The organism is Actinomadura harenae (genome assembly GCF_003696215.1).
In the GTDB taxonomy this organism is placed as follows: domain Bacteria; phylum Actinomycetota; class Actinomycetes; order Streptosporangiales; family Streptosporangiaceae; genus Spirillospora; species Spirillospora harenae.
The window spans coordinates 75619-89452 of sequence record NZ_RFFG01000018.1 but is presented as its reverse complement, the minus strand read 5'-3'; the positions used below and the strand labels follow the sequence as shown (position 1 = coordinate 89452).

13 protein-coding genes are annotated in these 13834 nt (G+C 72.9%); 2 read left to right on the top strand and 11 right to left on the bottom strand.

Annotation, left to right across the window (positions count from 1 at the left end; translation table 11 throughout):
• Window positions 1-6 precede the first annotated feature (6 nt).
• The 6 genes from EBO15_RS12935 to hppD form a co-directional block, all read right to left on the bottom strand.
• Complete coding sequence (locus tag EBO15_RS12935) at window positions 7-1539, bottom strand: M1 family metallopeptidase (protein ID WP_233616151.1); 1533 nt, start codon at window positions 1537-1539, stop codon at window positions 7-9.
• Window positions 1536-2990, bottom strand: coding sequence for a M1 family metallopeptidase (locus tag EBO15_RS12930; protein ID WP_233616150.1), 1455 nt, complete (start codon window positions 2988-2990; stop codon window positions 1536-1538). Before EBO15_RS12930 ends, EBO15_RS12935 begins: the two co-directional genes overlap by 4 nt.
• A gap of 159 nt (window positions 2991-3149) precedes the next feature.
• Window positions 3150-4727, bottom strand: coding sequence for a M1 family metallopeptidase (locus tag EBO15_RS12925; RefSeq protein ID WP_233616149.1), 1578 nt, complete (start codon window positions 4725-4727; stop codon window positions 3150-3152).
• A gap of 207 nt (window positions 4728-4934) precedes the next feature.
• The gene (locus tag EBO15_RS12920; RefSeq protein ID WP_122194596.1) at window positions 4935-5765 is read right to left on the bottom strand and encodes an RDD family protein; all 831 of its coding nucleotides are present in this window, start codon (window positions 5763-5765) and stop codon (window positions 4935-4937) included.
• Between the two features lie 93 nt (window positions 5766-5858).
• A complete protein-coding gene (locus EBO15_RS45975; RefSeq protein WP_122194595.1) occupies window positions 5859-6416 on the bottom strand; it encodes a DUF4190 domain-containing protein in 558 nt (185 codons plus the stop codon).
• A gap of 266 nt (window positions 6417-6682) precedes the next feature.
• Window positions 6683-7774, bottom strand: coding sequence for a 4-hydroxyphenylpyruvate dioxygenase (gene hppD, locus EBO15_RS12910; RefSeq protein WP_199744503.1), 1092 nt, complete (start codon window positions 7772-7774; stop codon window positions 6683-6685).
• A gap of 116 nt (window positions 7775-7890) precedes the next feature.
• On the opposite strand from hppD, the gene EBO15_RS12905 reads away from it, so the two are divergent.
• Window positions 7891-8358 carry an Lrp/AsnC family transcriptional regulator gene (locus EBO15_RS12905; protein WP_233616148.1) on the top strand — a complete coding sequence of 156 codons (468 nt, stop codon included), beginning with the start codon at window positions 7891-7893 and terminating at the stop codon, window positions 8356-8358.
• 3 nt (window positions 8359-8361) lie between these two features.
• Here the strand turns inward: EBO15_RS12905 and EBO15_RS12900 are convergent, their stop codons facing one another.
• The 3 genes from EBO15_RS12900 to EBO15_RS12890 all read right to left on the bottom strand — a co-directional run bounded on the left by EBO15_RS12900 (window position 8362) and on the right by EBO15_RS12890 (window position 10825).
• Window positions 8362-9009: a response regulator transcription factor gene (locus EBO15_RS12900; protein WP_122194592.1), complete on the bottom strand. Its 648-nt coding sequence runs from the start codon at window positions 9007-9009 to the stop codon at window positions 8362-8364.
• Window positions 8997-10235: a sensor histidine kinase gene (locus EBO15_RS12895; protein WP_122194591.1), complete on the bottom strand. Its 1239-nt coding sequence runs from the start codon at window positions 10233-10235 to the stop codon at window positions 8997-8999. The genes EBO15_RS12900 and EBO15_RS12895 overlap by 13 nt, the downstream gene beginning before the upstream one ends.
• A gap of 194 nt (window positions 10236-10429) precedes the next feature.
• The gene (locus EBO15_RS12890; RefSeq protein WP_158628210.1) at window positions 10430-10825 is read right to left on the bottom strand and encodes an ATP-binding protein; all 396 of its coding nucleotides are present in this window, start codon (window positions 10823-10825) and stop codon (window positions 10430-10432) included.
• Between the two features lie 127 nt (window positions 10826-10952).
• Between EBO15_RS12890 and EBO15_RS12885 the strand changes: the two genes are divergently transcribed.
• Complete coding sequence (locus EBO15_RS12885) at window positions 10953-12311, top strand: helix-turn-helix domain-containing protein (protein ID WP_122194589.1); 1359 nt, start codon at window positions 10953-10955, stop codon at window positions 12309-12311.
• A 98-nt stretch (window positions 12312-12409) separates the two neighbouring features.
• Here the strand turns inward: EBO15_RS12885 and greA are convergent, their stop codons facing one another.
• Window positions 12410-12910: a transcription elongation factor GreA gene (greA, locus tag EBO15_RS12880; protein WP_122194588.1), complete on the bottom strand. Its 501-nt coding sequence runs from the start codon at window positions 12908-12910 to the stop codon at window positions 12410-12412.
• A gap of 224 nt (window positions 12911-13134) precedes the next feature.
• A complete protein-coding gene (locus EBO15_RS12875; protein WP_122194587.1) occupies window positions 13135-13668 on the bottom strand; it encodes a DUF4307 domain-containing protein in 534 nt (177 codons plus the stop codon).
• Window positions 13669-13834 lie beyond the last annotated feature (166 nt).

Sequence of the window (13834 nt, the reverse complement as noted above, 5' to 3'; positions counted from 1 at the left end):
TTGATCTCAAATTCTCGGTTTACCCGCCGTATAGAGCCAGGAGTGGAAGAGCGGGCCGAGCTTCCGGTGCCCGATCCGTTCGGCGAGCGCGGTGAACTGCGGCGTGCTGCCCGTCCGGTTCGCGCGTTCGCGCGGCCACGTCTTCAGGATCTTGAAGAAGGCGCGGTCGCCGACCGTCCGGCGGAGCATGTGGAGCGTCATCGCGCCGCGCGTGTAGACGGGGAAGTACGCGAACAGGCGGTCGCGTCCGGGGTCGCCGGTCTCGGTCTGCCAGGCGGGGTCGGACGCGGGGCGCCTGTACGCCGCGTCGAAGGACTGTGCCGCGGTCGGGCCGCCGTGCTGTTCCTGCCAGAGCCATTCGGCGTAGGTGGCGAAGCCCTCGTTGAGCCAGATGTCCTTCCAGCGGGCGAGGCTGATGCTGTCGCCGAACCACTGGTGCGCGAGTTCGTGGACGATCAGCAGCGGGGCGGCGTCGCCGTGGTAGACGGGCCGGTCCTGGGTCTCCAGCGAGTACCCGATCTGGACGTCGGACTCGACGCCGCCCGTCGAGTCGAACGGGAACCGGCCGAAGACCGAGCTCTCCCAGTCGGTGATGCGGGCGGTGTTGGCCTGGAGGCGGTCGGCCATGGCCGCGGTCCCGTCCTTCGCCTGGGGTTTCGTCTGGGGCTTCGCCCTGCCCTTGGCGCGGTCCGCGGCCTTGATCGTGGTCCTGACCCCGGGCGTGGGCGTGAGGGACGTTGCGACGGCGCTGATCGAGCGCACGCCCGCCGGCGTCCGGCCGTCGCGGACGAGGAACCGGCCGATCGCGACCATCGCCAGGTAGCTCGCCATCGGACGCGACGACGACCAGGTGAACGTGCTGCTCGCGCCCTTGTGGATCGTTCCATGGGGTTCGCCGTTCGCGACCACGCCGAGCCCCTTCGGGACCGTCACGTGGAACGCGTAGGTGGCCTTGTCGGACGGATGGGAGCTCAGCGGGAACCACGTCTCCGACCCGGTCGGCTGCGACAGCGTGATGACGCCGTCCCTGGTCGGGAGCCATCCGGTCTTGCCGAGGATCGGGTCCGTGAGGATGCGCGGCCTGCCCGAGTACCGGACGGCGACGGTGAACCGCGTCCCCTTGACGATCCCGGCGGGCGGTGTGATCACGAGCTCCTGGCCCTGCCGGGTGTAGGGCGCGGGACGGCCGTCCACCCGCAGGTCCGAGATGGTGTTGCCGACGAAGTCGAGGTCGAACCGGGACAGGTTCTGCGTCGCGGTCGCGGTGACGGTGGTCGTCGCGGCGATGCGCCGTCCCTTGGGCTTGTAGGCGAGGTCGATGTCGTAGTGGGAGGCGTTGAAACCGCCGTTCCCGGCCTCCGGGAAGTAGGGGTCCCCGGCGCCGGGCGCGCCGGGCGTGAACACGGGGCCGGGGATGGCGGCGGTCCGCGTGGGCGTCTCCACGCCCACGCCGATACCGGAGCCCGCGCCCGCCCCGGCCACCGGGGTGCACGCCATGATCGGGGACATCAGCAGCGCCGTGGCCGCCCGTTTGGTCACCACTTCTTCGGTTTGCCCTTCTGGTAGAGCCAGGCGTTGAACAACCCGTCCAGCTTCCGGCCGGAGATCCTCTCGGCCAGTGCGACGAAGTCGGCGGTGGTCACCGGCGCGGTGCGCCCGCGCTCCGCCCAGGTCTTCAGCAACCGGTCGAACCTCCCGTCGCCGATGCGCTCGCGCAGCGCCTCCACGCACATCGCGCCCCGGATGTACACCGAGAAGCCGAACAGGTCGCGGCGGGAGGGGGAGCCGGGCGGCGGCGCGAACACCGGGGACCCGCCGGGCTGCGTGTAGTACCGCTTGAAGGTCTTCTTCGTGGACTCCCCGCCGCCGCGCGCGGTCCACATCCACTCGGCGTAGGTCGCGAGGCCCTCGTTGAGCCAGATGTCCTTCCAGTCGCGCAGGCCGACACTGTCGCCGAACCACTGGTGCGCCATCTCGTGCACGACGAACACGTCGTCCGGCGCGAATCCGCCGTAGACCGGGCGCTCCTGGGTCTCCAGCGCGTAGTCGAGGCGCGGGCCGCCGATGACGCCGCCCGCCGTCGCGAACGGGTAGGGGCCGAACTTCTGGACGCCCCACCGGAGCGCCGCGACGGTCGTCCGTTCGAGCTTCTTCGCGGACGCGGCGAACTTCGGGGCGACGGCCGTGATGACCGGGACGTTCCCGGCCGTCGTCGTCCGGACGGCGAACCTCCCGATCGCGATCATCGCGAGGTAGCTCGCCATGGGGGAGGTCTCGGTCCAGTCGTAGGTCGTCGTCGCGCCCCTCCTCACGACCGCGCCCGGCGTCCCGTTCGCCACGACCCGCAGGCCGGACGGGACGGTGACGTGGAACGCGTACGTGGCCTTGTCGCGCGGATGGTCGTTGACGGGGAGCCAGGTGGGGGTGCCGTCCGGTTCGCCGAGCGCGACGGCGCCGTCCTTGGACGGGATCCAGCCGTAGGTGCCGAGCGCGCCGTCCTTGAGGGGGTGGGGGCGTCCCGCGTACCGGACGACCGCGGTGAACACGGCGTCCTTGGCGAGAGGCGTGGACGGCGTCACCACAAGCTCCTGGCCGCTCCGGGTGAACGTCGCGGCGCTTCCGTCCACGAGGACCGCGCTGACCTTCGGGCCGCGGAAGTCCAGGTCGAAGCGGGTGAGCGGCCGCGTCGCGGTCGCCGTGACGGTGACGGTCGCGTCCACCCGCCCGGACGCGTGGCCCGCGTACGCCAGCGCCGCGTCGTAGTGCGAGACGTCGTAGCCGCCGTTGCCCGCCTCAGGGAAGTAGGCGTCACCGAGGCCGGACGAACCGGGCGTGCCGCTCGTCCCGTCGCCCGCGTCCGGGGGGCCGGGCGCGCCCGCGAACAAGGCCGCCGCCGACGCCGCGGCCGTGGCCACCGAAACCCTGGCCACCGAGACCCTGGCCGGGGCGACCGGCCGCCACCGGGCCGTGCGTGCTCGTCGAGCGTTCACCCGCCCAGCCTGGACGGCGCGGCCCTTCCCGGCCCGCCGCTAGGCCGGGTCTTTGACCAGCCCTTGCCGCCCGTTCACCGCCGCCGGACGCTGCCCGGCGCGCCCGTCCGGCCCGGTCAAGGGCCTGCGGGCGCGTCAGTGGCCGCGTCAGCGGGCGGGTCAGCGGGCGGGGCGGCGCGGCCGGTAGAGCCAGGCGTCGAAGAACGGGCCGAGCTTGGCGCCCGAGACGCGCTCGGCGGTCGCGACGAACTCGGGGGTCGTGCCGTTCGAGCCGCGCTTCTCGGACGTCCAGGCCCGCAGGATCCTGAAGAACGCCGCGTCGCCGACCTTCGCGCGCAGCGCGTGCAGGGTCATCCCGCCCCGGTCGTACACTGCGCGTCCGAACAGGTCGGTGCGGCCCGGGTCGCCGATGCGGACGCCCCACAGATCGGAGCCGCCCTGCTGGTACAGCTGGTCGAAGTGCTGCTGGACGCTCGGACCGCCGCGACGCTGCCCCCACATCCACTCGGCGTACGTCGCGAAGCCCTCGTCGAGCCAGATGTCCTTCCAGCGCTCCACGCTGACGCTGTCGCCGAACCACTGGTGCGCGAGCTCGTGCGCCATGATCGTCTCGTCCGGGCCGAACGAGCCGTACACGGGCCGGGTCTGGGTCTCCAGCGCGAAGTCCACGTCCGCGTCGTCGATGATCGCGCCCGTGGACGAGAACGGGTACGGCCCGAACAGCTTCGCCCACGCGTCGGTGATCTGCGCGGTCTTGGCGGCGACGGCGTCCACGCCCGGACCGGGGACGGTCGGGTCGACGGCCGTGAGGTACGGGATGCCGCCGGGCGTCTTCCCGCGCCGCACGTCGAAGCGGCCGACGTCCACGGTGGCGAGGTAGGTCGCCATCGGTTGCGCCACGTGCCACGTCGTCGTGGTCATCGCCCGCTGCTTGTAGGCGATCGTCGAGACCGTCGGCTGAGGCGAGGACGGCGGCTGTCCCGGGCCCGGCTCGTTCCCCGGGCCGCCGCCGGGCGGCGGGCTGTCCGGGAGCGTCGGCGCGTCCGGTCCGCCCGGTTCGCCGCCACCGGAACCACCGGAACCACCGCCCTCGGAGCCGGGGACGGCGCCGGTCGGCTCGCCGTTCGCGATCGCGGTCAGCCCCTGCGGGACGGTGACCTGGATGTCGAACGTGGCCTTGTCGCTCGGATGGTCGTTGCTCGGGAACCAGGTGTGCGCGCCGCTCGGCTGGCACGCCACGAACACGCCGTCGCGCGTCCGGATCCAGCCGTACTTGCCGAGCACCTTGTCGCGGACGGGCTGCGGCGTCCCCGAGTACCGGACGCTCGTGACGAACCTCGCGCCCTTCTCCAGCGCCCTGGACGGCCGGACGACCAGCTCCGAGCCGTCCCGGCGGTACTGGGCGGGCGCGCCGTCCACCGTGATCCCGGCGACCGTGAGACCGGTCAGGTCGAGGTCGAACTCGGTGAGGCGCTGCGTCGCGAGGGCGGTGATCTCCGCCGTGCCGTCCAGCTGCCGGGCCTCGTTCTCCGGGACGATCGTCAGCTTCAGCCCGTAGTGCTGGACGTCGTAACCGGCGTTGCCGTCGCCGGGCGTGTACGGGTCGCCGATCGACGCGAGGCCGCTCGGAGCGCCCGAGGACGCCGGCCCCGGGCTGCCGCCGCCGCCCGTCCGGATCGAGACCGAGCAGCCCGCGACCAGCGCGAACGCCGCGAGGCCCGCGGCGCCGCGCAGCACCGGCGCGGGTCGTCCGGGCCTGACGGCGCGAGAGAACCGGACGAATCGGGGAGAGCGGGCGTCTTCTGGCACGAGGCCCAGCCTGCCCGTCCGGTGGCGGACGGGGCAACTCGCGCCTCTGCCCCGTCCCCACCCGGCCACCCTGTCCGCCCCGCCTGTCCACATCCGCACGTCCACTCCCGCGCGCCCGCGCGGGAGCGGCGGCGGTCAGCGGAAGCGGTACGGGTTGGACGCCTCCCGGTCGACCCGGACGACGACGGTCTTGGCGGCCTTGTCGTGCAGGGTCTGGCGGCGTTTGTCGCCGAGCAGCCAGACACTGTCGACGATCCCGCCGATGCAGCAGATGGCCCACGCCACGTACATGACGACGGCGCGCAGCAGCGCGGCGCCGTAGGTGATCGCGCCGCCGTCCTCCGCGCGGACGACCCGGGTTCCGACGGCCATCTTCCCGACCGTCTGCCCGTACTTGCCGTGCAGGAACGTGAAGTAGCCGAGGACGATCACCATGACCAGCAGGTTCGCGAGGAACCCGCCCACGTGCCAGGTGACCCTCTGGTTGCCGTTCGGGCCGGTGACCTCGGCGACCGTGCCGAACGGCAGCGTGATGAGCCAGCCGACGATCGCGAGGATGAGGTAGTCGATGAGGATGCCGCCGAGCCGCCGTCCGGGGCTCGCGAGCCCGGCCGCCGGGTCGGAGTAGCCGTCGAGCGGGCCGCCGTAGCTGGGCCGCGATCCGTACGGGTCCTGTCCCGGGCCGCCGTGGGGCTGCTGCCCCGGGCCGCCTCCGCCGTAGTGCTGCTGCCCGTAGGGCCGGCCTGAAGGCTGACCGCCGTACGGCTGCCCGCCGGCTCCGCCGCCGTAGGGCCCCGGGCCGGGGCCCTGTTCCTGGCCTCCGCCTCCGGGTTCCTGGCCTCCGCCTCCGGCCGGACCGCCGGGCGGTGGCTGCTGAGGCTGCGGCGGCTGCTGCGGCGGTTGTTGCGGGGGCTGCCAGGGCCGGTCGTCGTCGCCCGGCGGCGGATTGGTCGGCGGATGCGTCATGCCGTCAAGGTGTGCCGGACGGGACCGGGGCAAACGCCACCCCGCCGCCTCATGGAGCGAACTTTGCCCGCGCTTGCAGGAGTCGGTAAGCGGTCAGTAGGTCGTTCCGGATCCGGAGTGCTTGGCGGCGACCACGATGACGACGATCAGGTAGAGGATCCACCCGATCAGGCCGATGTATCCGAGGATGAGCCCGGCGATGCTCATGCCGCGTCCGCTCTCCCCGGACTGCTTGATGCGGCCGAGCGAGATGTGCCCGAACACGACCGCGAGGATCGCGGAGATGCCGCAGAACAGCCCGATGATTCCGGTGACGAGCGAGGCGATCGCCATGCCGTTGGTGCCCCCGGGCCCGGCGCCGCCGGGCGGCACGCCGTAGGGCCCGTACGGCTGCTGCTGCTGCCCGTACCCGGGTTGCGGCGGCTGCTGCTGTTGCTGCTGGTTCTGCCAGGAGTACGGATCGCCGTAGGCCTCGCCGTAGTGCTGCCCAGGCTGTCCCTGCCCCTGCTGCCCCTGACCGGGTTGCCCCTGGCCCTGGCCCTGGTGCTCGCCCCATCCCGGCTGGGACGGCCAGGGGCCGCCGTAGGGGCCCGGCCCCGGTGGCCTGTTCTCCGGTGGTTCGCCCGGCGGTTGTTGCGGCGGTTGCGTCATGACCTCAATCTCGGCTCGCGGACGCCTCCTCAAACCTGTCCCGCACGGCGCCGTCCCGGACGGGTGCGCGGGGACGGCCCGGCGGCCCGCCGGGGGGACGAGGAGTCGGCGGGGCGCCGGGCCGTGGGGTAGCGGTGGGCCGTCCGCGTGAACGGGACGGGTCGGGTGGACGCCGGTCCCACGCCGACGGCCCACCGCGTGCGCGGCGCGACGGGAGGGGACGCGCCGCGCCGGCCTGGGGCTGCGGATCTCCGCAACCCGCGCGGTCAGAGGTTGCCGCGGCGGGCCTGTTCGCGCTCGATGGCCTCGAACAGGGCCTTGAAGTTGCCCTTGCCGAAGCCGAGCGACCCGTGCCGTTCGATGAGCTCGAAGAACACCGTCGGACGGTCCTGGACGGGCTTGGTGAAGATCTGCAGCAGGTAGCCGTCCTCGTCGCGGTCGACGAGGATCTTCCGCTTCTGCAGCTCCTCGACCGGGACGCGGACGCTGCCGATGCGCGCGCGCAGCTCCGGGTCCTCGTAGTAGGAGTCCGGCGTCTCGAGGAACTCCAGGCCCGCGGCCGCCATCCGGTCGACCGAGGCGAGGATGTCGTTCGTGGCGAGCGCGATGTGCTGGACGCCCGGACCGCCGTAGAACTCCAGGTACTCCTCGATCTGGGACTTGCGGCGGCTCTCGGCGGGCTCGTTCAGCGGGAACTTGACCTTGCGCGACCCGTCCGCGACGACCTTGGACATCAGCGCCGAGTACTCGGTGGCGATGTCGTCGCCGACGAACTCGGCCATGTCGGTGAAGCCCATGACGCGGTGGTAGAAGTCGGCCCACTCGTCCATGCGCTCGACATTGCCGACGCAGTGGTCGATCGCCTGGAAGCACCGCTTCTCCGGCGGCGTGACGACCGGCTCGGCGGCCTCGAACCCGGGCAGGTAGGGGCCGTGGTAGTTGGACCGGTCGACCAGCGAGTGCCGCGTCTCGCCGTACGTCGCGATCGCCGCGACCGTCACCTTGCCGTGCTCGTCCGAAAGGACGTGCGGCTCCTCGAGTCCGCGCGCGCCCTTCGCGATCGCGTGCCGGTAGGCGGCCTCGGCGTCCGGGACCTCGATCGCGAGGTCGACCACGCCGTCGCCGTGCTCGGCGATGTGCCGTCCGATCCCGGTGCCGGCGCGCACCGGCCCGCGGAAGACGAACCGGGCCGAACCCGACTCGAGCACGTGGACGGCCTCGTCCGGATACCCCGTCTCCGGTCCCCGATAGGCGACCCGGCGCATTCCGAACGCGGTGGAGTAGTAGTGCGCGGCCTGCTTCGCGTTGCCGACGGCGAAGACGACCGCGTCCATGCCCTTGACCGGAAACTCGTCCATAGCGCCAATCTCGGTAGCCATCGCAGAATGCGCAAGGGTTGTCCGGAACACTGGGCAACCTGCATAGTGGAAGCGGGTGACCACCGCACAAACCGAGCAACCTGACGAGGCCAGACGTGATCGACGATCTAGACGGCCGCATCATCGAGCTGTTCACGGCCGAGCCCCGGGTGGGCGTCCTGGAGGCGTCCCGCCGCCTCGGCGTCGCGCGGGGCACCGTCCAGGCCCGCCTGGACCGGATGGCCCGCGACGGGGTGATCCGCGGCTTCGGCCCGGAGGTCGATCCGGCGGCCCTCGGCTACTCGGTGACGGCGTTCGTGACGCTCCAGCTCCGCCAGGTGGGCGGGCACGATCCGGTCGCGCGGGGCCTGGCCCGGATCCCCGAGGTCATCGAGGCGCACACGATCACCAGCCCCGGCGACATGCTCTGCCGCGTCGTGGCCCGTTCGAACGCCGACCTCCAGCGCGTCATCGACCTGATCGTCGCGACGCCGGGCGTCGAGCGCGCCGCGTCGGTCATCTCCCTCGCCAACCAGATCCCGGCGCGCACGCTCCCGCTGGTCAGGGCCATCACCCGCGACTGATCCTCAGGACCGGTCCAGGTACGCCAGGACGGCGAGGACGCGCCGGTTGCCGTTCTCGTCGTCGGTGATGCCGAGCTTGCCGAACATCGAGGTCGTGTACTTGCCGATCGCGCTGTCGCTGAGGAACAGGCGGCGGGCGATCGCCTGGTTCGACAGGCCCTCGGCCATCAGCGCGAGGACCTCGTGCTCGCGTTCGGTGAGCCGGTCCAGCCGCCGGTGGGACGGCCCGGAGGACAGCAGCTTGGCGATGACGGCCGGGTCCATCGCCGTGCCGCCCGCGGCGACGCGCTCCAGCGCCTCGACGAACTGGTCGGCGTCGAACATGCTCTCCTTGAGGAAGTAGCCGATGCCGCCCGCACCGTCGGCGAGGAGCTCGCGCGCGTAGAGCCGGTCGACGTGCTGGGACAGGATCAGGATCGGCAGGCCGGGGACCTCGCGGCGGGCGGCCAGGGCGGCCCGCAGGCCCTCGTCGGACTGGTCGGGCGGCATCCGGACGTCCACGACCGACACGTCCGGGCGGTGCTCCAGCAGGGCATCGAGGGTCTCGGGGCCGGTGGACGCGGTCGCGACGACCTCGTGCCCGTAGGCCTCGATGAGACGGATCATCCCGTCCCGCAGGAGGTAGAGGTCTTCGGCGATCAGGACTCGCATGGCACCGTCATTCTCGCGTGGGTCGGGCCGCCCTCGGGGCTGATGATCTCCAGGGTGCCGTCGAAGACGGCGAGGCGGCGGCGCAGCCCGTCCAGGCCGCCGCCCCGGGGCGCCCCGGCGCCGCCGCGTCCGTCGTCCTCGACGCCGACGACCAGGTGCGGGGCGTCCCAGACGATCGAGATCCGCGCCCGGTCCGCCCGCGCGTGCTTCACCGTGTTGGTGAGCAGCTCGGCGATCCCGAAGTACACGGCGGACTCGATCGGGGCGTCCAGCCGGGGCACGGCGCGGGCGCTCACGGTCACGTCGAGCGGCGTGTCCAGGGCCAGGGCGCGGACGGCGTCGACGAGGCCGCGCTCACTCAGCAGCGGCGGGCTGATCCCGTGGACCAGGTCGCGGATCTCGCTCAGGGACGTGGCGGCCCCGGCCCGCGCCTCCCGCATCAGCTCCCGGGCCTTCGCCGGATCGGTCTCCATGAGCTTCTCGGCGGTCGCGAGCGAGAGGCCGAGGGAGACGAGCCGCGCCTGCGCGCCGTCGTGCAGGTCCCGTTCGATGCGGCGGATCTCGGCGGCCTGCGCGACGGTCGTGTCCGCGCGCTGGGCCGTCAGCTCGTCCACCCGCCCCGCGAGCAGCATCGCGTGGGACGGCCCCAGGAACCGGACGGCGACCGGGGGCATGGCCCGCCACGCGTACGGCGCGGTCGCGACCGCCACGACCAGCCCGCCCAGTCCGAGCGGCACCGACGACCGGGCGAACCCGGCGACGGCCAGGCCGGCCCCGGCGAGCGGGACGGCGGCGACGAGCCCGGCGACCGCCGCGGCCCCGACGAACCGCAGGTCACGCCGCGTGGCCGGGTCCGCCCAGAGCATCCGCAGCCGCTGGTCCTCGGCGGCCTCCTTCCGGGACTTGGCGTAGGAGTGGCCGTTCCACCAGTAGCCGGTCGACATCCGCAGCACCGGCGCGGCCTCCCGGTACCCGCCGGGGATGACGGCGCCCGTCCAGCGCGCGACGAGCGTCCGGAAGAACCCGCACAGCGGGCGGGAGACCAGGAACGTTCCCACGGCCGAGAGGACGATCGGCGCCGTCCACGCCCAGGGGTTGCCGAACTCCCACATCCCGGCCGCGATCGCGATCCACACGGCGGGCACCGGCAGCCCGGCGGCCGCCACGACGGCCGCGCGGACGAACCCGGCGCGGGCGCCGCGGACCCACGACCCCAGTTGACCCATGACGCTTCCCTCGCTCCCCGTCCGCGAAACGGACTTTACGGTCTGGAGCACCCACTCTGCACCTGGCCGGACGCGGATCCCACCGTTCCGGACCTGGAGTGGGGCCAGGCCCACCCGTCCGTGCGCACAGCCCCACCCGGCCCTCCGGGCGCCGCCCCGGCCACGTCCCGGCGACGTCCCGGGCGACGTCCCGCCTACGTCCGCAGGACGGCGAAGACGGTCTTGCCGTCCGCCTCCCGCCGGACGCCGTACCGGGCGGCGAGGGCCGCGACGATCACCAGGCCCCGGCCGCCCGGATCGTCCGGGCCCGGTGACCTGCGATCGGGGACGGCGGGCGAGGAGTCCCGGACCTCCAGGGTGACCGAGCCCGGCGCGTCCACGGCGACGGTCAGCCGGAGGGTCGTCCCGCCCGCCGCCCTCACCGCGTTGGTCACCAGCTCGCACACGACGAGGCCCGCGTCCTCGACGAGGGGCGGGGGGAAGCCGCGGGCGCCGAGCACGTGTTCGGTGGACTTGCGGGCTATGCCGACCGCCGACGGGACGGCCGGGTAGTTCATCGACAGGAGGACCTGCCTCGCGTTCGTCGTCATGATCGCCATCGCCTGGTCCCGGGCGCGATGCGGGTGTGACGCTGTCAGAAAACCGTGACCGCCCGTGACGGGCAATGCGGCGAGGGTAGCCTCGAGTAGCCCCCGCGGTCCCGAAGGGACGTGCCCCATGCCCCGTCTCGACCTGGTCGCCCACCCCCTGGCCTACGTCCGCGAGCAGCGCGGCTGGACGCAGGCGCACGTCGCCTCGATCGTCGCCCGCGGCCGGAACATGGCCACCTGGAAACAGAAGGTCTACCGGTGGGAACGGCGCGGTGTCCGCCCGGAACCCGCCGCCCAGCACGCCCTGGCCGAGGCCCTCGGCGTCCCCGGCGGGCTCGTCGACGCCCACCCCTGGCCGGAGTGGCTGCTCTACTCGGAGGGCATGCCCGCCGCCCCGGACGGCACGCCCGTCTCGGCCGCCTGGTCCGCCGACCAGGCGCGGTCGACCCTGGCCGGGACGGTGTCCGCGCTCACCGACCGGCGCGGCTTCCTCATCCTCAGCGGGGCCGCGATCGGCGCGCTCGCCGCGGGCTGGACCGAACCGTGGCGGTTCGTCCCGCAGGAGAAGGTCGTCCGGACGCTGGGCGGCGGGCGCACCGACCACGAGCTGGTGTCGGCGATCGAGAAGCGGCTCGCCGACCTGTGGATCCTGGACGACCTGGTCGGCGGCGAGACCACCGCCCGGCTCGCGGTGAACGACCTGGAGCTGGTCACCGGCCTGCTGAACAACAGCTCCTACTCGCAGGCCGTGGAGCGGCGGCTGTTCCGGGTCGCCGGGGGCCTGTGCCGCCAGGCCGGCTGGGGCGCCTTCGACGGCGGACGGCCCGCGGCCGCCGAACGCTACTGGCACGCCGGGCTCCGCGCCGCCAAGGAGGCGCGGGACATCGACGGCGGCGTCTACATCCTGTCCAACATGGCGATGCAGCGGTTCTACGCGGGCGACGGCGCGGCGTCCCTCGCGCTGCTGGAGGCGTCCCGGGCGTCCCGCGGACGCCTCGGCCGGACGGTCCTGGCGATGCTCGACACCTGGCAGGTCCGCGCGCACGCGAAGCTGGGGCGGCGCGCCGAGGCGGCGCGGGCGCTCGCCCGGGCCGAGGCGCACTGGGAACGCCGCCGTCCCGAGGACGACCCCGCCTGGATCTACTGGATGCAGCGCCCGTCGTCCATGATCGAGACGAACCGCGCCCTGCTGGAGCTCGGACGGCCCGCCGAGGTGCCCCGGAACCTGTCGTCCTGGGTCGACCTCGACCGGGACGCCTACCCGCGCGACCACGCCCTCGCCCTGACCGTCGTCGCGGCGGCGCAGATCGGGATGGGCGAGGCGGACGCCGCGGTCGCCACCGGCCGCCGGGCGCTGCGCCTGCTGAGGTCCGTCGACTCCGGACGCGTCGGAGGCGAGCTGCGCCTCCTCCTCGACCGCCTCCCCGACGACCGCGCCACCCGCGACTTCCGCGACCAGATCACCGAAGAGGCCCGCCCCACCTGAACCGTCGCCCGCGCCCGCCCCACCCGAACCCCTCAGGACATGCGAACGCCCCGTCCTGGTGGGGACGGGGCGTTCGGGGTCTGTCCGGCCGGTGAGGCTCAGGCGGCGCCGTACGGGGTGGCGTCGAGGATCTCGACGCTCATGGACCGCCCGTTCGGCAGCGAGTAGGTGGCCTTCTCGCCGACCTTCTTGCCGTTGATCGCCGAGCCCAGGGGGCTGTTGGGGGAGTACACGTCGATCGGCACGCCGCTCTCCTCGCGGGACGCGAGCAGGAAGGTGACCTCCTCGTCGTCGCCCTCGAAGGAGATGGTGACGGTCATGCCGGGGCCGACCACGCCCTCCGAGCGCGGGGCCTCGCCGACCTGGGCGTTCTCGAGGATGTGCTTCAGCTGGAGGATGCGGCCCTCGATCTTGCCCTGCTCCTCCTTGGCCGCGTGGTAGCCGCCGTTCTCGCGCAGGTCACCCTCCTCCCGCGCCGCCTCGATCTTCTGAGCGATCTCGATGCGGCCCGGGCCCGACAGGTGGTCCAGCTCAGCCTTGAGCCGGTCGTACGCCTCCTGGGTGAGCCAGGTGACGTTGTCAGCGCGGGTCTCGGTCACGGGTACTCCTCATCCACATGTAGCGATCTCGCTCGCCCGGCGGGAGAGCGACACATCGACATGAAGTGCGGCCGGGTTAAACCTCTAGCCTATCCGGTGTGTGCGGTAAAGGTTCCCTGAAGCCGGGCCCCGCAATCTGCTACGCGGGTTTCGGCTTCGCCGGGTCCTGTTTAATCCGAGTATGTCCGACCTGCTCGGCGTTTCGCCCGGTCAGGCCGGTCGGATCAGGTCGTGTGGCAGTCGCGGATGCGCCCGCCGGTCGCCTTTCGCGGAGTCTCCAGGGTCTCCTGTGCGGTGACCTTGGCCGCCCCCTTGGGAACGGTGATCTCACGCTGGGCGAGCACGTTCAACTTGTCGTCATAGGCGTCCACCACGCACCGCACCTGTTCGTCCTTCGGCTTGCCGACGGCGTAGGTCACGACGGCGGCGTTGTCCCGGAGGTCGACGGCCCGGGTCTCCACGGCGAGTCCCGGAGTCTGCCCCACGTGCGCCATGATGATCGCCCAGCCCACTCCCATGACGGCCGTCGGGACGCCGATCACCACCCAGCCGAGCCAGCCCAGTCCGGGCCGGTCGCGGCGCCGCCGGAACGGCGAGGAGGACTCCTCCTCCTCCACCACGGCGGGGATCTGTTCCGTGGCCTCCGGGGAAGGCTCCGCCGCCGAGACGGCGCCCGTGCCGGGACCTGCGGCCGCTTCGGCCGAGGCCTCGGCGCCGGACGGCTCCGGCGCGGAGTCTGCTGGGACGCTGGCGCTCATGGCGGGGAATCTCCGTGCGGGGTGGCGGTGTTGTCAGGAACAATTCTCTTCGGTCCCGGGTGATGCTCCGCACCGGGTCCCGTCGAACCGCGCTGCGAGGGAGATCCCCAGGTGTCCGACCAGGTGTCCGAGCTCACCACCGGCCCGTCCGAGAAGGAAGGCCCCG

Coding starts and splice junctions, on each gene's coding strand:
- EBO15_RS12875 (WP_122194587.1), bottom strand. CDS start 13,668: ATGAGCGCCAGCGTCCCAGCAGACTCCGCGCCGGAGCCGTCCGGCGCC.
- EBO15_RS12900 (WP_122194592.1), bottom strand. CDS start 9,009: ATGCGAGTCCTGATCGCCGAAGACCTCTACCTCCTGCGGGACGGGATG.
- EBO15_RS12890 (WP_158628210.1), bottom strand. CDS start 10,825: ATGACGACGAACGCGAGGCAGGTCCTCCTGTCGATGAACTACCCGGCC.
- hppD (WP_199744503.1), bottom strand. CDS start 7,774: ATGGACGAGTTTCCGGTCAAGGGCATGGACGCGGTCGTCTTCGCCGTC.
- EBO15_RS45975 (WP_122194595.1), bottom strand. CDS start 6,416: ATGACGCAACCGCCGCAACAACCGCCGGGCGAACCACCGGAGAACAGG.
- EBO15_RS12885 (WP_122194589.1), top strand. CDS start 10,953: ATGCCCCGTCTCGACCTGGTCGCCCACCCCCTGGCCTACGTCCGCGAG.
- EBO15_RS12920 (WP_122194596.1), bottom strand. CDS start 5,765: ATGACGCATCCGCCGACCAATCCGCCGCCGGGCGACGACGACCGGCCC.
- EBO15_RS12895 (WP_122194591.1), bottom strand. CDS start 10,235: ATGGGTCAACTGGGGTCGTGGGTCCGCGGCGCCCGCGCCGGGTTCGTC.